At 40.5% G+C, this 21,891-nt stretch carries 16 protein-coding genes; 3 read left to right on the top strand and 13 right to left on the bottom strand.

Annotated features, from left to right (window positions below; all coding sequences use genetic code 11):
* Positions 1 to 55: 55 nt before the first annotated feature.
* The 3 genes from sufB to KTO63_RS23025 all read right to left on the bottom strand — a co-directional run bounded on the left by sufB (position 56) and on the right by KTO63_RS23025 (position 2,701).
* Positions 56 to 1,501 carry a Fe-S cluster assembly protein SufB gene (gene sufB / locus KTO63_RS23035; RefSeq protein ID WP_217794311.1) on the bottom strand — a complete coding sequence of 482 codons (1,446 nt, stop codon included), beginning with the start codon at positions 1,499 to 1,501 and terminating at the stop codon, positions 56 to 58.
* Between the two features lie 248 nt (positions 1,502 to 1,749).
* A complete protein-coding gene (locus tag KTO63_RS23030; RefSeq protein ID WP_217794310.1) occupies positions 1,750 to 2,163 on the bottom strand; it encodes a DoxX family protein in 414 nt (137 codons plus the stop codon).
* A 121-nt stretch (positions 2,164 to 2,284) separates the two neighbouring features.
* Positions 2,285 to 2,701: a VOC family protein gene (locus KTO63_RS23025; RefSeq protein WP_217794309.1), complete on the bottom strand. Its 417-nt coding sequence runs from the start codon at positions 2,699 to 2,701 to the stop codon at positions 2,285 to 2,287.
* 255 nt (positions 2,702 to 2,956) lie between these two features.
* Here KTO63_RS23025 and KTO63_RS23020 point away from each other — a divergent pair, with 255 nt between their 5' ends.
* The 3 genes from KTO63_RS23020 to KTO63_RS23010 all read left to right on the top strand — a co-directional run bounded on the left by KTO63_RS23020 (position 2,957) and on the right by KTO63_RS23010 (position 6,162).
* Positions 2,957 to 3,346 carry an SRPBCC domain-containing protein gene (locus KTO63_RS23020; protein ID WP_217794308.1) on the top strand — a complete coding sequence of 130 codons (390 nt, stop codon included), beginning with the start codon at positions 2,957 to 2,959 and terminating at the stop codon, positions 3,344 to 3,346.
* 343 nt (positions 3,347 to 3,689) lie between these two features.
* The gene (locus tag KTO63_RS23015) at positions 3,690 to 4,517 is read left to right on the top strand and encodes a sulfite exporter TauE/SafE family protein (protein WP_217794307.1); all 828 of its coding nucleotides are present in this window, start codon (positions 3,690 to 3,692) and stop codon (positions 4,515 to 4,517) included.
* A gap of 625 nt (positions 4,518 to 5,142) precedes the next feature.
* On the top strand, positions 5,143 to 6,162 hold the full coding sequence (locus KTO63_RS23010; protein ID WP_217794306.1) for a helix-turn-helix domain-containing protein: 1,020 nt from the start codon (positions 5,143 to 5,145) through the stop codon (positions 6,160 to 6,162).
* A 141-nt stretch (positions 6,163 to 6,303) separates the two neighbouring features.
* Here the strand turns inward: KTO63_RS23010 and KTO63_RS23005 are convergent, their stop codons facing one another.
* The 10 genes from KTO63_RS23005 to KTO63_RS22960 all read right to left on the bottom strand — a co-directional run bounded on the left by KTO63_RS23005 (position 6,304) and on the right by KTO63_RS22960 (position 21,891).
* Entirely contained in the window at positions 6,304 to 7,206 is a 903-nt protein-coding gene (locus tag KTO63_RS23005; RefSeq protein ID WP_217794305.1) for a ribonuclease Z, read from the bottom strand.
* Positions 7,207 to 7,309: 103 nt separating this feature from the next.
* Complete coding sequence (locus KTO63_RS23000; RefSeq protein ID WP_217794304.1) at positions 7,310 to 8,104, bottom strand: PhzF family phenazine biosynthesis protein; 795 nt, start codon at positions 8,102 to 8,104, stop codon at positions 7,310 to 7,312.
* 104 nt (positions 8,105 to 8,208) lie between these two features.
* Positions 8,209 to 8,796, bottom strand: a complete 588-nt coding sequence (locus tag KTO63_RS22995) for an OmpH family outer membrane protein (RefSeq protein ID WP_217794303.1) — start codon at positions 8,794 to 8,796, stop codon at positions 8,209 to 8,211.
* A 271-nt stretch (positions 8,797 to 9,067) separates the two neighbouring features.
* On the bottom strand, positions 9,068 to 13,360 hold the full coding sequence (rpoC, locus tag KTO63_RS22990; RefSeq protein ID WP_217794302.1) for a DNA-directed RNA polymerase subunit beta': 4,293 nt from the start codon (positions 13,358 to 13,360) through the stop codon (positions 9,068 to 9,070).
* Positions 13,361 to 13,838: 478 nt separating this feature from the next.
* Positions 13,839 to 14,579: a hypothetical protein gene (locus KTO63_RS22985; RefSeq protein ID WP_217794301.1), complete on the bottom strand. Its 741-nt coding sequence runs from the start codon at positions 14,577 to 14,579 to the stop codon at positions 13,839 to 13,841.
* 35 nt (positions 14,580 to 14,614) lie between these two features.
* Positions 14,615 to 16,117: an immunoglobulin domain-containing protein gene (locus KTO63_RS22980; protein WP_217794300.1), complete on the bottom strand. Its 1,503-nt coding sequence runs from the start codon at positions 16,115 to 16,117 to the stop codon at positions 14,615 to 14,617.
* A gap of 44 nt (positions 16,118 to 16,161) precedes the next feature.
* Positions 16,162 to 17,283, bottom strand: coding sequence for a type IX secretion system outer membrane channel protein PorV (porV, locus tag KTO63_RS22975; protein ID WP_217794299.1), 1,122 nt, complete (start codon positions 17,281 to 17,283; stop codon positions 16,162 to 16,164).
* A 23-nt stretch (positions 17,284 to 17,306) separates the two neighbouring features.
* On the bottom strand, positions 17,307 to 19,580 hold the full coding sequence (locus KTO63_RS22970) for an MBG domain-containing protein (protein WP_217794298.1): 2,274 nt from the start codon (positions 19,578 to 19,580) through the stop codon (positions 17,307 to 17,309).
* A 40-nt stretch (positions 19,581 to 19,620) separates the two neighbouring features.
* Positions 19,621 to 20,979 carry a DUF4302 domain-containing protein gene (locus tag KTO63_RS22965; protein ID WP_217794297.1) on the bottom strand — a complete coding sequence of 453 codons (1,359 nt, stop codon included), beginning with the start codon at positions 20,977 to 20,979 and terminating at the stop codon, positions 19,621 to 19,623.
* 60 nt (positions 20,980 to 21,039) lie between these two features.
* Positions 21,040 to 21,891 carry a zinc-binding metallopeptidase gene (locus tag KTO63_RS22960; RefSeq protein WP_217794296.1) on the bottom strand — a complete coding sequence of 284 codons (852 nt, stop codon included), beginning with the start codon at positions 21,889 to 21,891 and terminating at the stop codon, positions 21,040 to 21,042.

The following is a 21,891-nucleotide window of genomic DNA, read 5'->3' as shown; positions in this document are numbered from 1 at the left end:
AAGTTGAAAATTGAAAGTTGATCTTCATTTTCAACTTTCCACTTTCAATTCTCCATTATCCTACGCTTCCTTCAAGGCTGATTGCCAAAAGCTTTTGTGCTTCTACGGCAAACTCCATTGGCAATTGATTCATTACTTCTTTTGCAAAGCCGTTAATGATCAGTGCAACAGCAGTTTCAGTATCGATACCTCTTTGGTTGCAATAGAAAAGCTGGTCTTCACCTATTTTCGAAGTAGTTGCCTCGTGTTCTACTACAGCAGTGTTATTTTTTACTTCGATGTAAGGGAAGGTATGTGCGCCGCATTTATCGCCCAGCAAAAGAGAATCGCACTGAGAGAAATTTCTTGCGTTAGCAGCATTTTTACTTACCTGTACCAAACCACGGTAACTATTATTACTGTGCCCGGCAGAAATACCTTTTGACACAATACGGCTTTTGGTATTCTTTCCGATGTGCATCATTTTAGTACCTGTGTCGGCTTGCTGATAATTGTTGGTAACAGCCACTGAGTAGAATTCGCCAACAGAGTTATCGCCTTTTAATATTACGCTCGGGTATTTCCAGGTAACCGCAGATCCTGTTTCAACTTGTGTCCAGGAAATCTTAGAGTTATCACCTTTACAAATACCACGTTTGGTTACGAAGTTGTAGATACCACCGTTACCATTCTTATCACCAGGGTACCAGTTTTGAACAGTAGAATATTTTACTTCAGCTTTTTCCATTGCCACGATTTCAACCACCGCTGCGTGCAATTGGTTTTCGTCACGCATTGGAGCTGTACAACCTTCAAGGTAGCTAACATAGCTGCCGGCTTCTGCAACGATGAGGGTTCTCTCAAACTGACCCGTGTTTTCAGCGTTGATACGGAAATAAGTAGAAAGTTCCATCGGGCAATGAACGCCTTCTGGTATATAACAAAACGAACCGTCAGTAAATACGGCCGAATTTAGTGCGGAGAAAAAGTTGTCGGTAACAGGCACCACAGAGCTAAGGTATTTTCTTACCAAATCCGGATGCTCCTGAATAGCCTCACTCATAGAACAGAAAATAATTCCCTGCTCTGCCAATTGTGCTTTAAAAGTTGTACCAATAGACACACTGTCAATAACAGCGTCTACCGCTACGCCGGAAAGTCTTTTTTGTTCGTCAAGGGAAATGCCCAGTTTTTCAAAAGTTTCTCTTAATTCAGGATCAATTTCGTCCAAACTGCCAACTTTCTTCTTTTGTTTTGGGGCGGAGTAGTAAATAACATCCTGGTAATTTACCCTCGGATATTTCACATTGGCCCAGTCCGGTTCTTCCATCTTAAGCCAGTGATTATAAGCCTTTAAGCGCCACTCGAGCATCCATTCAGGTTCATTTTTCTTTGCAGAAATGAATCTGATAATGTCCTCGCTCAATCCCTTTGGAGCAGCATCCGCTTCAATATTGGTCACAAAACCATATTCATACTCCTTGAGGACGGCTTTTTCTATATCTGTGCTTGAATCATTCATAAATACGCTTCAGAATTTATCATTTTCAATTATCGCGCAAAGATACGAATGAATTTATACAAAAAAGTATAAATAGTTTCTATGAGCAGATTGTTTTACAAATACCAGACATTGCTATTATATTGAAAATCAATATATTTTAAACTCCTACTGATTTGATAGATTTTCTAAAAATCTTTTAATTAAAAAAGATCCGGTGCAAAAAACACAGGATCTTTTCGCAAGATAATTAACTATAAACTCAAGACTTATAGGGCTAGCGCGGGTATTTGTGCTGTTGTTCGCACGTTTTTTACCTGCTGGTATTTTTTCCAGTAGAAATAAAGGACCATAAATAAAGCAAGAACGATCAAGGGAAAAATGGTTTCGCCTGCTCCATCTCCAACAAGGGCTCTTGACATAAATGCGCCAATGAAATTAAAAGTGAATCCGGCGAACGCCCATTCCTTTATTGTTTTGTATTTATCCTGAATAAGCGCAATTACTCCCAACAGTTTGGCTATTCCGAAAATAGTAAGCGCATACATTGGATATCCCAGGTGCATTAAAACTTCCTGACCTTCTTTTTGACGAGTAACGCCTCCAAAGCCATCCATGATAAATAACAGAGAGAAAATGATTGTCAGTGTCCAGTAAACGATTTTAATTGTTTTCGGTTTCATAAAAAAAGTTTGATGTTGTTAAAAAGTGTGTTTGAGAGAAAGTTGTTAGTAGTTGGTTGTTAGAATTCAAAGGCGATTGTTCAATAATAGAGGCTAACAACTATCAACTAACAACTTGTATTTAATTGGCTGTTTCTTCCATGAAATTAAACGCCCATTCCTTGCCATACTTATCTATAAGCTCGCCATAGGTGGCACCCCAGAATTGCTTCATCAGAGGTAGCTTAACCGTTCCCCCTTTTGAAAGTTTATCGAAATAATTGGTGATCTCTTCCTCACTGCTGCAGTTAAAAAGCAAGGTAGTGTCGTTGCCTTTCACAAAGTCTTTACCTCTCATGTCAGAAGCCATTAATGTAATGGTATCTTTTACCAGCATTGAGTGTAAAACCTTGCCATGCATTTCTACAGGCATTTGACTGGCCATGGGAGTGTCTCCTACTTTTTGCAGTGTAAGTTCTGCGTCCAGGCAGTCTTTGTAAAAATTCATCGCCTCTTCGCATTTGCCGTTTAAGTTTAAGTATGCTACAATTTGTGTCATAAAAAAGGTTTTTGTGTTGTTTGATTTTGGTGTCGCTGTTTCTGATGTAAAAGTATTTTGCGAAAAAGAAATTTGTGATGGGCAAAAAAGACAATCTGAAGGGGCATTCGCGACATCTATTCCAATTAGCCTCTAAAACCTTTACCAGGCCTGTGTTTTCATTTTGTACGTCGCAAACAACCCCGAATTTGTCGCAAATTCAGTTATTCAGTTTTTCAATTATTCAGTCCGTCCATTCCTTTCTATCTTTACAACATGAAGGATTACAAAAAATACTACATCTTGCCAGCGCCTCCTGATGAAGTTTATATAGCGCTTACCAATCCCGCAACTATTCAACTGTGGACGGGCGAACCAGCGCAAATGAGCACTGAGCCAAACTCTGAATTTTCGTTGTGGAACGATGCTATTTCAGGCACAAACCTCGAGTTTGAAACCGGGCGCAAAATTGTTCAGCGATGGAACTTTGGCGAACAGGCAGAAGACTCTATTGTAACCTTCATATTACATCCTCACAAAAAAGGTACGTCTGTCGAACTTCGCCATACCAATATTCCCGACGACGATTATGAGGACATGATCGAAGGGTGGGATGAGGTTTATTTTGGATCGCTTGAAGAGTTTTACGATGAACATAGCGCATGATGTACTGCGTAGGAAGTACGATGTACGAAATTCATCCGGGCGCATCTTTCTAAACAATTTCGTACACCGTACATCGTACTTCGTACACAAAGCTTTTAGAACACTCAAAAAATCTTCCCATAACTCCTATAAAATTACTAGAAATTATAGACTACTCTATATTGCTTAACTGTCCTGCATTTGGCTAAAGTCCCTTTATTTACTAGACTTTCCGGCCAAACCCATTTTCATTTTTTGGCTCAAAATATTGTCTGTTTATTCTTTTTACGAAGTAAAAAATCATTTAGTTTCACGCCCTGCATGTGCATTTTGTTGCACCGGTTAAACAAAAGATTGCTAAGTAATGGACAATTTTATCGTACTTATTTTAGGAGGTTTTATCATTGGCACTTTGGGAACTTTAATTGGTGCAGGAGGCGGATTTATTTTGGTTCCGGTATTATTGCTGGCATTTCCGCAGTTGCCTCCGGATGTTGTAACCGGAATTTCAATTGCCATTGTTGCCTGCAATGCCATTTCGGGTTCAGTTGCCTATGCAAGGTCAGGACGAATTGATTTTAAAGCTGGATTGCTATTTGCTCTGTTTACTATTCCAGGCTCCATTTTAGGTGTTCGCGCCACCAAATATATATCCCCTCAGGTATTCACAATTGTATTTGGCATTATCCTTATCGGCGTTGGTATTTTTCTGTTTTTAAACAGGAAAAACGGAGCAGAAAAACCATCTTCCGACAGACGTTCGCGAAACTGGAAACATCACGAACTGACAGATAAAAGCGGCGAGACATATTCTTATTCCTACAACCAGACAATCGGAATTATCATAAGTGTTTTTGTTGGCTTCATCTCTCCTGTTCTTGGTATTGGGGGCGGTATCGTGCACGTGCCCGCAATGGTACAATGGTTGCAATTTCCGGTACACATTGCGACTGCCACTTCTCACTTCATTCTTGCGATCATGTCCATCATAAGTGTTGTCACCCACTATTTGCAAGGAAGCTATAATGATCCTGCAGTGGTGAAGATGATCATTTACCTTGCTATCGGCGTAGTTGCAGGCGCTCAACTCGGAGCTTTCTTATCCCACAAAATAAAAGGAACCACTATTATTAAGGCGTTGGCCGTTTGCCTGACGATTGTTGGAATCAGGTTGTTACTTCAGCACTTGTAGAAATAATTGAATAACTGATTTAATGAATAATTTAGTTGTTGGCTTAACTACTATTCAATTATTCAATCATTCAGTTATTAAAAAAACAACCCTCCTTAGACAAGGAGGGTTCCCATTAGTAACCTATGACCAAATACTTACCTGATGCAAAAATGTAGCAGTTCATACCGGTTTCAATGTTTTCGTTTCATTTTGAACTTTTTGTAGCAGAAAGTTGAGCTATGAGGAATGAGTGAGTAGTTGCTTGTTGTTTGTTATTAGTTGTTAGGCTTCAATGATGACTGTTCGAACAGAATATCTAACAGCCAACTACCAACTAACAAATCCTTTCAGTTACTGCAAAAAAATAACCCTCCTTAGACAAGGAGGGTTCCCATTAGTAACCTATGACCAAATACTTACCTGATGCAAAGGTGTAGCAGATCGGTCCGCAGGCAATGCTTTCTCAACATTTTGAACCTTTTCTAGCAGATGATTGATCTATAACTGCTTTTATGCTTTTAAACCATCCCGCTTTCTTCCTTTTTCAACACAATCTTGTCTCTTTTCCAAAGGGTTTCTTTAGCGATTTTTTGTTCTTTGTATAGTTAAACAATTAGCGATTGAACGCTATCAATCTTATCATATGCTTATTAAAATCCCATTCGAACTTGATTGTGATATTAAAAACAGTGAACAGTTAATCAAAAGCTCCATTTCACAAATTTTCGGCTATAAATTTTCTGAACAAAGAATTAGCTTATCATCTTCTTCCGGCAATGGAGCTATTCAATATTTCAAGCTTGCAAAGGGATTATCTATTCTCTCCTGTACGCAGGAGTTTTTTCATCCTGTCCAATTCATTAAAGAGAGTTCGTCTAAGGATAGACTCGTGATTTTGTTTGACCTCTCGGCAGACGAAACTGCTTTTTCCATGGAAGATCGAAATGGCACCATCGCAAGTGGTGAAATAGCAAACAAAGTTTTATCGTTCAATAATTCCCTGACTTTAACTATAAAACCAGCGCTCAATAAATTGAATAAAAGGCTCTGGCTGATTATAGACAAAAGCTGGCTTGTTGAAAAAACAAGATACATCTCAACACAGGCATCAGAGCAAGTGCAAAAAATCCTTAGTATAGATAATCTGTTTTGCAAAAATGATCTCACTCTGAATGAAATAAAGGCAGCGAAAAAAATACTTGATTACTCTTTCGACAAATCAGATGGTCCTGCTACATATTTTGACATTAACGCTTATACAAACGAACTGATTTCCTTTTATTTAAAAAAGAGACTGGACATTGAAAAGAGTTTCAGTTTCGATGTAAAGATCCCCGAGCTTGGAAAAATTATTGAGATAAGAAATTATGTGAAGGATAATCTATTGCAGGCAACTCAAATGTGCCTTAAATCGCTTTGTAACAAATTTCACATAACAGAATCTACTTTTCAGCGCAACTTTAGAAAATACTTTAACTGCAACTTCGCGGATTTTTATAATGAAGAAAGGTTGAAAAAAGCGTATGAACTTTTGCGTTATAAGGAGATGGTTTCCGTCAACGAAATTGCACACAGCCTGGGCTACAAGAATGTCCCCTATTTTTCCAAGCGCTTTAAAAGCATGTTTAATGTGTATCCGAGCGAAGTGAGGAAATACGCGTGAGGTCAATTAAGAATTAACAATTAGGAATTAAGAATTACAGGTGCAGCTTCCCTTTGAAAATTACGCACCCAATAGACGAAGAGTGTATTCTGTTAAGGAAGTAGTACAGGAAGCATTCTTAATTCTTAATTCTTAATTTCCTCAAAACCTATATGTCACTCCTTCAATCGCCAGCAAAGTATTTGGGAAAACCTCCCTGGCCTCTTTTTCAAAGAGATCAAGTGTTTCATATTTTGAACTGAAATGACCGATGAGCAGTTGACTTGCGTTGGCTTTAAGCGCAATGGTGGCGGCTTGTGTAGTGGTACAGTGAAACCTAAGCGCAGCGCGGTCTTCAAGATCTTTTAGATAAGTGGTTTCGTGGTATAGCACTTCTACATTATAAACCTTTTCAACAAGGGCTTCGTTATAGATGGTGTCAGCAGAGTAAGCGTATGATCTTGCTCTGGGGGCCGCTTCCGTAACCCATTCGTTTTTTATAACCTCGCCTGTTTTGGTGGTGTAATCTTCGCCCCATTTCAGTCTTTCATAAAAGGCTGCGGGTATTTCGTACTTGCGCGTATTGTCGGGGTTGATGCGGCGCGGAGCTTTTACCTGATCGAAGCGAAATCCCCAGCAATCAATTCTGTGAGAAACTTTAAAACAGGAAACTTTTATTTTTTCTTCCTGCATTATTACTTCATCACCTCTTAATGCATGAAATATGAGTTGATATGGCAGTGCAGTATCGGCAACCTTTAATTGCAGATCTATTATTGCCTGCAAGGGTTCGGGACCAAACAAATGCAGGTCCTGTGTTCTGCCGAGTAAACCCATGCTTGTAATCAAGCCAATCAAACCAAAATAATGATCGCCGTGAAGGTGAGAGATAAAAATGTGGTTGATGCGGCTCCTTCTTATTTTGTATTTAGCGAGCTGCATTTGTGTGCCTTCGCCACAATCTATTAAGAAAAGCTGATCTTCCAACGTAAGCACTTGCGCAGTTGGATGCCTGTCAAAAGCCGGTAGCGCGGAATTATTTCCCAGTATAGTTAATCCAAGCATACGATAATTCAGTTATACAATTGCTGTTACCCAATCAGAGGCATCCAATAAAGGTAGGGTTAAAATGACAAAAAGTATTCCCAATAATGGTTAGATTGATGTGCTATAGTTGCTCCAGGAAGTACTCACCTTTGGAATAAAGTACTGCGTTTCCTGCCATCAACACTCTGTCTCCCACGTATTCGCAATACAAAGTGCCGGAGCGTTTCGATAGCTGCCTGGCAACAAATGTTGTTTTGCCCAACTTCTTGCTCCAATATGGCACCAGCGTGCTATGCGCCGATCCTGTAACCGGGTCTTCCATTATAACAGAATTTGGAACGAAGAAACGGGAAACAAAATCAACCTCAGCGCCTTTAGCTGTTACAATAACTCTTGTTGATCCCAATGCATTCAGAAAGTTAAAATCCGGAACAATTTTTCGAACTTCTTCTTCCGATTCATATACCAATAAATAGTTTTTCGCTTTGAGAATTTTCTGTGGAATAATGCTCAAACCTTTGATCAAAGCAGGGTTTGCGCTGTCTACCGGTTCAGCAATATAAGCTGGAAAATCAAGCTGGATCAGGCCTTCATCTGTTTTTGAAACCGTTAATATGCCGCTCTTTGAGTTGAATGTGATGGTTTTGGCTTTCTTGGCGATGAAGTTGAATATTACATAAGCACTTGCCAAAGTTGCGTGTCCGCAGAGATCTACCTCAAAATCCGGGGTAAACCAGCGAACGTGATAGTACTCCTCTTCCTTTACAAAAAAAGCAGTTTCTGAAAGGTTATTTTCAAATGCCAGCTTCTGCATTACATCGTCTGGCAACCATTCCTGAAGGGGACAAACTGCTGCAGGGTTGCCCTGGAATAATTTATCTGCAAATGCATCGACAACGTAAATTGGTAAGCTCATGTTTAAGATTTTAAGGATGGAGCATAGGAAAACATCCGGGTATTAAAGGGACATAAAAAAATGCGTCCCGATGAGAACGCATTTTTTTATAATTTATTGGCTTCTTACTTCTTTTGAGGCTGATATCCGGCATTCAGGCCTTTAATAAGGTCACCAGTGATATCGTAAGCTGAATCTTTGTAAAACATCAATTCAGGCTCATAAGAGATGATGTAAGCGTATTTTCTGTCTTTGTTATAGTCTTTCAGGAAGGCTTCGATTTTCTCTTTAATGTTCTTTCTTTTCTCCATTTGTAAATTACCGATCTGCTGCTCCAGCATACCTCTTCTTTGCTGATAATTCGCCTGCATTTGCTGGTATTCCCTGTTTGCAGCCTCTGCTTCAGACTGGCTCATGGACGAGCCACGTTGCTGCCACTCCTGAATTTTTCTTTGGTAACTTTTTTCAAGAGACTGCAATTCGTTATTCATTGATTGCTCTTTAGCTTTCAATTCCTCAAGAGCATCTTTATAGTATTGATAATTGTTTTGCAAAGAATCGATGTCGAAATAAGCCATTTTGAAACTGTTGTCTTTTTCTGCAGGGCCTGCATGACTTTCAGTGTGAGGTTTTTTGTTTGCAAACTGGAAGTAAAAAAGCACAGCTATCAGAGCGAGAGCAATAACACTTAAAATTGTAGAGAGATGCTTCATGATAATTTTTAAATTAATTTCTTGTAATCTATTTTAAGCTACTTGTAAAATAGATAAACGGATTCTAATTATTTACCTAAAGAAAAACCGGTGCCGAAGATAAGCTTTCGGAGATTAAACGCAACATGATTATTAGAAAAAAATAAAGCCTTTCTGTAAATATTACCGCCGTTTCACATAGCAAACATATAATTCAGCAGTCATCTACCAAAAAAAGGTAGGAAGTTTTAACACTTCCTACCTTTCAAAAAACTATAAAGAACTTTAATAATTATTCTTCGTCGTCAAAAGTCATGGCTTCACGAGTAGTTTGCAGCAATTCATATTCTTCCTTGCTACCTACGATCATGTTTTCAAAGTCACGCAGACCAGTACCCGCAGGGATTGCGTGTCCTGTGATTACGTTTTCTTTCAAGCCAAGCATATCATCGGTTTTACCCATGATCGCTGCAGATGACAATACTTTAGTTGTCTCCTGGAATGACGCAGCTGAGATCCAGCTTTGTACACCCAATGATGCTTTTGTGATACCCAACAACAACGGTTGAGATGTTGCAGGATTAGCATCACGGAATTCAACCAGTTTTTTATCTGAACGACGTAAGATAGAATTCTCTTCTCTTACATCACGCAGGCTAACAATTTGACCGGCTCTCAGCTTAGTGCTTTCGCCAGGTTCTGTAACGACTTTCTTATCGAAGATCCAGTCGTTTTCAGTCATAAAGTCAAATTTATCTTCAGTATCGTCTTCAAGGAATTTAGTATCACCTGGATCAACGATGGTTACTTTACGCATCATCTGACGTACGATAACCTCGATATGTTTGTCGTTGATACGTACACCCTGCAAGCGGTAAACCTCTTGAATTTCGTTTACAACGTACTCTTGTACTGCGTAAGGTCCTTTGATATTTAAGATATCGTAAGGAGCAACCTGACCATCAGACAATGGAGTACCTGCTTTTACGAAGTCACCATCTTGTGCAAGGATCTGACGTGTAAGAGGTACAAGGTATTTTTTAACAACACCATCTCTTGCTTCCACGATCATTTCGCGGTTACCACGTTTGATGTTACCAAATGAAACTACACCATCAATTTCAGATACTACTGCAGGGTTCGCCGGGTTACGAGCTTCGAACAACTCAGTTACGCGCGGCAGACCACCCGTGATATCTCTCAATTTACCAAGTACACGAGGAATTTTCACCAACACCTGACCTGCTTTTACTTCTTCACCTTCGTCGATTACGATGTGAGATCCAACAGGCAAGTTGTATGATTTGAATTCTTTTCCTTCGATTCCGATAGAAGGAAGTTTTGTTTTATCTTTTGTTTCGATAACAACTTTCTCGCGGTGACCTGTTTGCTCATCCGCTTCTTCACGGTAAGTGAAACCTTCAAGAACGTTGTCAAATTTCACAGATCCATTGATCTCAGAAACGATTACGTTGTTATATGGATCCCATGAGCAGATTGGTTCGCCTTTGGCAATTTTCTGACCATCTTTTACCAACAAGGTAGCGCCGTAAGGCACGTTGCTTGTGATCAACAGACGATCGTTTTTAACATCCATGATACGAACCTCACCTGTACGGCCGATTACCAATTGTACTTTTTCGCCTTCTTTGTTTTCTGTTGTTACAGTACGCAAACCATCGAACTGGATAGTACCGTCGAATTTAGCAGGCAATGTAGATTCTACTGACGCAGAACCGGCAACACCACCCACGTGGAAGGTACGAAGTGTCAACTGAGTACCAGGCTCACCGATTGACTGTGCTGCGATGATACCAACCGCGTCACCTTTTTGTGCCAGGTAACCTGTTGCAAGGTTTTTACCATAACACTTAACGCAACATCCGCGTTTGCTTTCGCAAGTCAATACAGAACGGATCTCAACTGTTTCGATACCTACTTCTTCTATTTTTTTCGCAACAGAAGCAGTAATTTCTCTACCTGCTTCAGCGATCAGTTCTTCTGTTGTAGGATGGTATACATTGTGCAATGAAGTACGACCTTCAATTCTATCGCTTAGTGGTTCGATTACATCCTCATTGTCTTTCAATGCTGAAGTAGCGATACCACGCAATGTTCCACAATCTTCTTCGGTAATTACAACATCCTGTGCAACGTCAACCAGACGACGGGTTAAGTAACCGGCATCGGCTGTTTTCAACGCTGTATCGGCAAGACCTTTACGGGCACCGTGCGTAGAGATGAAGTAATCCAATACGTTCAGACCTCCTTTAAAGTTTGAAAGGATCGGGTTCTCAATGATCTCAGAACCGGTAGAGCCTGATTTTCTTGGTTTAGCCATCAAACCTCTGATACCTGCAAGCTGTTTTACCTGTTGTTTAGAACCACGGGCACCTGAGTCAAGCATCATGTAAACTGAGTTGAACCCTTGTTTATCATTTTGCATTTCGCGGATCAACGTTTCAGTGATACGCGTATCTACTCTTGACCAGATATCTACGATTTGGTTATAACGCTCGTTGTTTGTGATAAGACCCATGTTGTAGTTATCCCAAACTTCGTCAACTTCAACTTTAGCTTGTTCAAGCAATTCTTCTTTCGCATCCGGAATGATCAAATCCTGTGGGTTGAACGACAATCCACCACGGAAGGCCATACGGAAACCAAGTTGCTTGATATCATCAAGGAATTTAGCTGTTTTAGGAACGTTGGTGATTTCAATGATATCACCAATGATTTCACGCAAAGACTTTTTAGTCAGCAATGCGTTGATGAAACCAACTTCTACAGGAACAAACTGGTTGAACAAGATACGACCTACTGTAGTTTCGATCAGTTTCTTTTCCAGTTCTCCATTCGCATTACGTACGTTTGTTTTCACTTTGATCCATGCGTGCAGGTCAATGCGGTTTTCATTGTAAGCAATGATCACCTCGTCTGCAGAATAGAACGCCATGCCTTCGCCGCGTAATGTTTCTTTATCGTTGGTTCTTTTACCCTTAGTAATGTAGTACAGACCGAGTACCATGTCCTGAGAAGGAAGGGTGATCGGCGTACCGTTTTGCGGGTTAAGAATGTTGTGTGAAGAAAGCATCAACAATTGTGCTTCCAGAACTGCGGCGTTGCTCAATGGAACGTGAACCGCCATCTGGTCACCATCGAAATCGGCGTTGAACGCTGATGTTACGAGAGGGTGCAATTGGATCGCTTTACCTTCAACCAATTTTGGCTGGAACGCCTGGATTGACAAACGGTGCAGTGTTGGGGCACGGTTTAGCATTACCGGGTGTCCTTTCAATATGTTTTCAAGAATGTCCCAAATGATAGCTTCTTTTTTGTCTACCAGTTTGCGTGCACTCTTTACTGTTTTTACAATACCTCTTTCAATCAGCTTGCGGATGATAAATGGTTTGAACAATTCCGCAGCCATGTCTTTTGGAAGACCGCATTCGTGAATTTTCAATTCAGGTCCTACTACGATTACAGAACGACCGGAGTAGTCAACACGTTTACCAAGCAAGTTTTGACGGAAACGACCTTGTTTACCTTTCAATACATCGCTCAAAGATTTTAACGCACGTCCACCTTCTGCTTTTACTGCATTTGATTTACGGCTGTTGTCAAACAATGAGTCAATTGCTTCCTGTAGCATACGTTTTTCGTTACGTAAGATTACTTCAGGGGCTTTGATCTCTAACAAGCGTTTCAAACGGTTGTTACGGATGATCACACGACGATAAAGGTCATTCAGATCTGAAGATGCGAAACGACCGCCATCCAGTGGAACCAATGGACGCAATTCCGGTGGAATTACAGGGATGTATTGCATTACCATCCACTCAGGACGGTTGGTGATTCTTGTGTTTGCATCACGGAAGGCTTCTACTACGCTCAGACGTTTTAAAGCGTCTGCTTTACGTTGCTGAGAAGTTTCGTTAGCGGCAGCGTTACGAAGATCGAAAGACAATTGGTCAAGATCTATTCTTTGCAAAAGATCGTGAACTGCTTCCGCTCCCATTTTCGCGATGAATTTGTTTGCATCGTCATCTGGCAGATACTGGTTATCTTTTGGAAGAGTATCAAGAATTTCCAGATATTCTTCTTCAGTTAACAGGTCACCGTAGTTTTGACCTTTGTCTGCTCGGATACCTGGCTGAATTACCACGAAGCGCTCGTAGTAAACAATGGTTTCCAATTTCTTGGAGCTCATACCGAGCAGGTAACCAATTTTATTAGGGAGGCTTTTAAAATACCAAATGTGAACAACAGGTACCACTAATTTAATGTGGCCCATGCGCTCACGACGCACTTTCTTTTCGGTCACTTCTACGCCGCAACGGTCGCATACGATTCCCTTGTAACGAATGCGTTTGTACTTACCGCACGCACATTCGTAATCTTTCACCGGCCCGAAAATTCTTTCGCAGAACAAACCATCTCTTTCAGGTTTGTACGTACGGTAGTTAATAGTTTCAGGCTTCAGCACTTCACCATAACTTCTTTCAAGAATAGAATCCGGAGAGGCAAGGCCAATTGTGATTTTGGAGAACGTAGCCCTGGGACGATTTTCTTTTTTAATAGCCATAAATTAATCTGCAGATTGTGTTTATGTTCTTGATTTAACAGCTTTTTCCTCGAACAATAAAATACTGATAACCAATTTGATATAATCAAATTAGCTTCAAAATCAATACTTTATCAATAAATCCGAGGAAAAGTTACCCATTAAACCCAAAATAAATAGTGGGCAAAGGTAGGGATTATAGTTTAAAGTACCAATATTAGAAATGTTTCAATGGAAATTGTAACATTTCACGGTTCAGGAGCCTATTGGCGACTTTACTATTTATCCTTACCTGCCCACTTTGGCAATTATTGAATGAACATAAGTGAACGAAGAAATTAAGAATTAAGAATTAGGAATTAAGAATTTATCCTATGTAACTAATTGATAATTATTAGAATAGCCTTAACCATAAATATTGTGAAAGTTACCTTTCCGTAAAGAATGCAACGCCACTAAATTCCTAACTCCTAACTCCTAATTCCTAATTTCTAAGTTGTTATTGTATCCAAGGCTGTACGACAAGTCCTTTCGTACCGTCTTGTAGTTGGAACGTGATCCAGGTGATACCTGAAGCAGATTGAATAACTTCTGCTTTGCTGCAGTCAACCCATGCCGGGGTGCCTCCATTTTTGCGTACATACAACCTGCTGCCTGTTTTTTGACCAGGCGCTTTCACATCTCCACTTACTTCAAGAAAAAGGAAGTTCTTACTATCTCCGGAAGCCCAGCCATATTTTGGTTTTGCGGAACCGAAAAGTTTGCCATTATCACGGTAAATCTGGAAATAACCAATACCAGTGATCAAACTGTCATTTGCAACATAAGTTACCAATGCCGATGGACCTGTTAGCTCAAAACGGGCTTTGGTATTTACTTTCGCATCTGCGTAAGGGTCACCGATGGTAATAGTAAGGGTTGCAGTTTTATTTTCTTTAGTAGTTACAGTCACGGTAACCGGAGTCGCAGAAGAAGCAGTTTTGCCACTTGCTGTCAATACGATTTTTGTACCCGAAAGCGTAGCGGTAAGCTTAGTTGCATCAGATACTGTAAGTGTGTAAGGTGCAACACCGCCACTCACCGATACAGAGGAGTCAACAGTGTTGATATCCATATTTACGCTTGCTGCCGACAATGTAGGCGCAACAGGCAATGGCGCCGGGTTATCTTTTTTGTTACAAGACGTAATGGCTGCAGCCACCAGACATACAGAAAGTACGCTTGCAAGAATATTTTTCATTTTCATAATAATAGTATGTAGAATGAGGATTGTGGTTATTTTAATTCAAATGTTTTTTCAAGAACAAGTGTAGCATCGGCGTTGGTAAACCTGATCGTATGTTTTCCAACAGGCAACGTACCAGAACCTCCAGGCACTCCGAGACTATAAAGTTGAAGTGTTCCCCTGGTAGCGGCTGTGCCATCGATGTAGCATAAAGTAAGCGTTTCACTCAATTCGCCTATCAGTCTTACGCTAACTAAGTTAGACCCTCCCTGCTCATATTGATCTTTCAAATCCAGGAATATTGGCAGGGGTTGAGTTCTTTTCATAGTTACACGAATTGCAGCAGTGTCGCTACCTGCAGTATTGTAAGCAATACAGTAGTAGGTACCTGTATCTGCAATAGACATGTATGTACTGTAGGTATTTTTTTGGTTGGTGATGGACCTAATTGTGCCATCTGCTAAAAGTCTGGCCCACGTATAATTTACCGCAACACCACTCGCTACTCCGTATAAAGCAATAGTGTCGGCTTCTGTAACCGTAGTATCTGCTGTATGAGCGATAAGCTTAGGTTTAACACTTGGAGCAATGGTTACAATGATGGGAACACTAGTTGTGGTACCTACTGAATTTGTCAGGTCAACTGTATATGTTCCTGCATCGCTTCCCTGCCAGCTTCTTCCTGGCTGGTCCTGTACTGCAAATCTTGTAGGCGTGCTGGAAGGCGTGGCAATTGGTTGTCCGTCCTTTTTCCATTGAATCGTTGTGTAACCAGTCGCTGTGACGTTTAGATAATCACTCGTGCTAATGCTGCCTTCCAGGAAAGTAACACGATACATGGTTGAATCTTTATAACTTGAAAGAGCACTGTTCAGGTAGTTAATAACGGGCGTTGCAGTCGCAGGATTCACTGTGACTTTGAAAACATTACTTTTTGTTACTCCCATTCCGTTGGTCATTGTGCAATAATAATTGCCGCTCATCGATGTTTTGGCCTGATCATATGTATAATAAGGTCCAACAGCCGCGCCGGCCGTGTTGTAACCCTCTACACCTCCTGTTACCGGAGTGCCGTCTTCTTTGTACCATTTACAAACACCTCTGGGCGCCCAGAAAGCAGCTCTTGTAAGGAATTGAAGTTTGGCGGCTTCTGCCACGGTAATGTCAGCAATCGCACTTACAAAAACCGGAGCGGTTGCTGGCATGGTTACTGTTACATAAATAGGACTAGATTCAAGAGTATTTCCAGCTTTATCTGTTACAACGCAAGTATAACTACCGGAATCACTGAAAGCAACAACATTTATCCTGATTGATGAAGTTGTACTCAGGGTAGTAACTACACCCTTTTTTTTCCATTGATAGGTGTAGGGTGTTGTTCCACCTGAAGCTGTAACTGAAAGATTTGTTGTAATAGGATCGGCCTCTTGTACGGAAAATGAAGGATTGGCCTTAACCGTGAGTTGCGCATCCGCAATAAAGACTGAAAGAATTCCCATTACCAACATAATCGCCGGCAACAAGAATCCTTGTTTTAAATTTGATTTTCGCATGTTGTTAGTTTTTGTAATGAAATGTGTGTGTTTCTGTTATCGGTTTATTTGCTATTGTCGGTAAAATGATAGATCAATCCGAAGCGGAGGGTGTTTGCCATGGCGCTTTGTGTTTTGGTGGCGCCGGAAGGCATGAGGTACGCAAAATTCAATCCGAAGCATTCGTACTTTAATCCTGCTCCTGCGGTTATGTATTTGCTGTTGCCAATATCATCTCCATCAAAGGTGTAGCCCACTCTAAGATTGAACATATCGTTGTAAGTGTATTCCATACCCGCTCCTAATTTGTAAGCAGTATTACCGAATGATTCTGACCAGCTTTGCATTACTCCTTTGTTATAATAATCCTGCATTTCGGCTTCTGTAGCTGGTGTTGAGGGCACTAATAGTTTATTAGCTTCAATACCAAATGTCAGTTTATGCTCACCTTCGAATTTCTTCGTATAGGCAGCACCGATACCTGCATTGGCAGGCAGGAAAGCCTTTTCATTTGCGTTGCCTGTGTAGCCTATTTTTGATCCGAGATTTGACAAAGCAACTCCGGCGGTAAAGCCATTTCCTTCTTTATCTATACCATTATAGAACCCGGAAATATCGCCTGCGAAAGCGTTTCCGGCAGTGTAATTAACATCGTTCACGGAACCATCTGCAAGTTTGGAGTAGATATATCGTGCAGCGATGCCGATAGAAAATTTCTCTGAAAGCTTTCTTGAATATCCAAGATCAAAGGCAAATTCATTGGGTCTGTAAATGCCCAGTTTTTTTCCTGTGTAATCTGTAACCGGAACGTCACCCATATTAAAGTAGCGTAAGGAAGCAGATACAGCCTGGTTTTCGTTCAGTTTGTAATTACCAGCCGCACTTACAAAAGAAATGCCGGAAGTAGCGTTTCTTAACCATGGGGTGTAATTAAGGGAGACGTTTCCTTTGTCTTCATTAAAAACCGTTTTTGATAAATTATGAAACATAGCATCTGCATCGGCGCTTGTTGCTATGCCCATATTACCCATGCCACCTGAACGTGTATCGGGAGTAATTTGCAGGAACGGCACTCCCGTTGTAGTTACCTGCACGGGCGTTTGCGCAAATGACATCATATTATTTGCAGACAACACCCCTGCAACGATCACTAACCTTCTGAATATTTTTTTATGTATATAGTTCATGAGAATATACTTGAGAAATGAGCTTATTTAATTTTCACTTTCTGATCCAGCACTGTTCCTTTCCCTACAAACCTTACTACGTATATAGCAGGGGAAAGTGTGTACACAGGTATCTGGAAATTCGTAATTGAATTAGGTACTTCAACTTGCTGTGACCACAACATTTTTCCCGACATGTCAATCAGTTGCAAAACGCCGGTTTGTTGCTGTGTTGAATAGATATTTACCTGCAATGTGCTTGAGCTGCTGCAATACGCTTCCAGCTTATCTTTATCTGAACCTGATGAAGGATAAATAGTCATTGTGCCATTTACCAATACCGGTTCATATTTTGGAGAAACACCACCTTGTAGTGTGATTGGATAAATACCGATTGGCGATTTTGTTACCGCTGGTGTAACGATGGTTGGCAATTTTGTAAAGCTCATTACATCGTCTCCGTTTACGAAATCATGAAACGTCATGGTTAACTGAGGTATATCATGACCATATTCCGTTGACTTGTTTTCAGCGATAACAGTCAGTTGCTTTTTCTTTACAATGATCGTTTTGGGCAAACTCGTTTTAGATACGTACACTTCTGTTCCGGGAAAATATGCCTGGGCGTGGAAGGTGCCGGCTGTTAGTACCACAATATTATTGTTCTCGTCCACGAAAGCCACATCGGGGTTATCAACAATGTACTCCGGAGAAATACCTGTGTTAGAAGTACCACCGAGGAAAGGAACTGCATCTCCATATGTTATAACAAGTGTAGCAGTATCAAAAGCTGTTATTTGTTTAATAGTACCATTACCCAGGGAACCGCCTGTTGCCTTACTGTTCTTTACATTCTGCACAAGTTGAACTCCGGCATCGGTATTCATTGCAATTACCAGTTGACTATCTACCGGAATATAATCACTAAGCGTTCCTGCATTCAAATCCGGAACGGAAGAAACCGTAACAATAGAATCACCTAACCCGGTCCATGTCATTTTCGCTGCGTAGTCTATTTTGGTTGCCTTTATTAAAGTTTTAGACGGATTAATCCCTTCCGCATATACCAATACCAATCCATCACCGGTATTTCTCATGCCAATGGTTTGTCTTGACTTCTTAGGGGTGCCATCACTCAGCGGAAGTATTTGCGGACCTGTTGAACTATCTCCATATATGAACTTGCCATTGAGATCCAGACCTTGCAAATAAATCCAGTCGCCGTGAACACCACCATTAGGGACATCGTCCATAACTGCGAACCATAATTTATTTGTTACGGTGTCGTATGCTGTTCCGGCATCGTTACTTGATGCACCTACAGTATTTCTTGCAACAAGTTTTGACTCTGCACCCCATTTGGTTTGCCCTGTTGCAGTATCAATACGCTGCGCATAAATCTCTGCACCGGAGAGGCCAGTTTTAATATAGCTAACAATCACACCGCCTTTTCTATCATTATAATATTTAGACGGAGCCCCGGGAGCCACAGGATTAGCGGGCGACAACTCAGTTGGGGTTGGCCATACCGCCAATCCGCTATCTATTCTATACTTTTGCGCGGATAAATTGAATGGAGTTGAACCGGAACTACCAGTTGGTCTGTGTTCCCAGGTAACGATGAAACTAGCATCACTGATAATGATTGGTTGTGGGAAAAGCCCCATCATAGAAAGATCATCCTGTATGGTAATGCGTGAAGGCCACATGAATTTACCGGTGGCTTCATTAAGTTTTTGCATATATACACCATCGCGACTTCCTCCGCCCAATGAAATGCTTAAGTTCCAGCTAACAATCACATCATTTGAATTGGTAACTGCCAATGTAGGTGCAAGACCCTGATAGTCATTTTCTCCTGCAACCGTATCAATTTTAGCAGTCCATAATGTTTGACCGGTTTTGCCATCGATTTTATATACTAACGGAAACTGCTTGTATTGATCCAGACGTGTATTTTGCGTAGCTACCAACAAATTACCTTTCTTATCAACGACCATTGCATCTCTATACCTTCCATTCCCCATAAGCGTATCTATTCTGATGCCGCTTCCGCCCCACATCCTGTTTCCTTTTTTGTCCACTTTCTGAACATACATGGCAAAGTTGTATTTTCCCTTAGGGTCATATTGTACCCAGCGGACAAAATAACTACCATCAATTGTTGACGCTGCTATATCAGGACGGTCCGACCCAGACAAAGACGCTGTTACTGTCTGAGTGTTTTTAGAAGCTTCACTGTTCCATTGCGCCGTTGCTTTTTGAGCAACGAACAGCATAGCCATTACGATGATTGTAAATAGATTCCTCAATTTCATTTCTATCTAATATTTTTATTATCAGGGTTATTAATTGTTCTTAGTATGGTATTAGTACAAAGAAGAAATTTGGATCATCTAAGCTTTTAAACTGCGCCAGCATACCGTATGAAGCTGAAGAATAATAATCCAATGTGAGTTTTTGGCTGCCGGTTTCGAAGTATTTAAGCAATGGAGCCATTGCAAATCTCATAACCTGTCCTCCCGGGTCTTCGCTTTTGTATTTAAACGTATACGTTTTCCCATCGTTGGATAAAGTGAAGCTATACGTATATGTTCCGTAATAGGCCGATCCTTCTTTGGTCATGCCAAAATAAATAGTCATTTCACTTCTTGACTGGCTGAACAAATAAGAAATTTCACCGAAAGTGTATCCCTTGCTGTTTAAAGAATCATTGATTCCTTTAAATATATCTTTATAAGATTGCGAAACAGCTGTTGGGCTTTGATCAGGATAGCCGCCAAGTTGGTAAAGCGCCTGGAACAATGTTCCTGCCAGAGATGACATCGGGAAATCCGGAGTGTTGCTTGTTTTTGAAGTATTGAAAATACCATCAACGTAAAAACCAGTATTAGTTCCCAGGTTCCATATCATGTCCTTAAAAGCAACATCCTTATACTTTACGGTATCGCGGAAGTGAATGCCTTTGGCAGTATAACTGAATAAAGTGCTTTGTCCCACAATTTTGCCGGTAGTATCATTTTGATAAAGGAAGTATATAGAGCTTCCGCCGTTATAAATAAAACTTATCTGTTTATTATCCTGCATTTTCATGTTAATAAACATAGCAGAAGATAAATATGAGTGTATGCGATATTGCATATCGGCCATTTTCTTACCCCCATCCTGGTCAAAACCTTGCTCTACATCAGCTTTGTTGTCATCAGTAACTTTAACGAGTGTTAAAGGCATGCCTTTTTGTGCACCTTCCATGTAGATCGTATCCTTATTAGCGGATACGCCCATGAAATAAAATTCATAGTCAGAATAAAACCCTTGCCCGCGGGTTCCCCCCATCACATTATCATTAGGATCTGCCAGCAGGTGCAAATAACTATATGTATCAAAAACCAAAGTGGTCATTTGCAATGCACGCAGACTATAGCTGCTTTCCACTGGTGTTGTAATAGTAGACGGCCCCAGATCACAATTAGTGATCACCCTGTTCGTACTATCAAACTTGAACAAAAATGTACTGGCAAGATTACCAGATCCGGGATAGATATATGCCTGCCATCCGTAAGGTGCAGACGTTAGCAATGTTTTATAATCTTTCAACATTTCTGCAGAACGCTCCTGCGGAAGCTGTTCAAAAACAGATTTATCATAATCCTTTTTACAACCGCTGAATAACAACAGTGTTAAAACAGCACATAGTATAGAATTGGTTAGCTTCATATTAAAAATCTGAGATTTGAGATTTGAAAATCAGTTTCAAATCCATCATGTTTGTTTGAATTAGTGTGATGTTACTTCGTTTATAGCCTCTACCGTTCTTGCCTGCAAAGCATAGAAATCAATATTGTAGATGTCGTTGAAATAATTCACCACAATGTTTTCTTTTGCTCTTAACGCATTGCGACCTGTTTGGGATGTAATACTGTTAATGGTTTTATCCCAATCGCTTTTACTCATAGTAACCATCTTAGACACTGTCTCCGCAAAATCTTCATCCGAGGAGTTCATGGCATATGGCGTAATGAACCCTTGTGCATTCGCCTGTGCAGTAGTAAAGTTTAACCATGTACTGGTGTACACCGGTGTCAGCGTTTTAAACTCTGTAGGGTATCTTACATTCATATGCAGGATGTGAGTAAACTCATGCTCGATAACGTGCATAAGATCTGTAACAGTTGAAGGTTTGGTTGTAGTAAGATTATTGATATTATACAAAACAACTTTTCGTCCTGCCTCAGCGGTACCCAATATCACTGTGCCATCTGTTTCGTAGTTGGCACTACCTACCATCAAAAATTGTTTAGGGCAGAGAGATTTAAAGAAATCTGCACCTGCTTGTTCTATATAAGTATCTATCCAGATCTTTTTTACAATCTTTAATGATGGTACGATCTGAGATTCATATGGTGGAACCAGTGTTTTATACAGATCAAGTTCCAACGCATCCCATTTATATTTTACGTCAATGTTGTAGGGAATAGTCAGCGAATCTCTTATCCAGATATCTTGTGGTAAAGGTTGCACGTCCGGTGTTTTTATAGGAGGAAGTTCAGACGCGAGATCTTCTTTCTTGCCGCATGAAACGGCTATCACCACGAGCATTAGCAATGTTATTATTCTATTCAGTTTCAT

Origin of the sequence: Pinibacter aurantiacus (genome assembly GCF_019130065.1) — a bacterium.
GTDB classification, from domain to species: Bacteria; Bacteroidota; Bacteroidia; order Chitinophagales; family Chitinophagaceae; genus Pinibacter; species Pinibacter aurantiacus.
The sequence above is the reverse complement of the archived record's forward strand: the minus strand, read 5'-3'. Positions and strand labels throughout refer to the sequence as shown.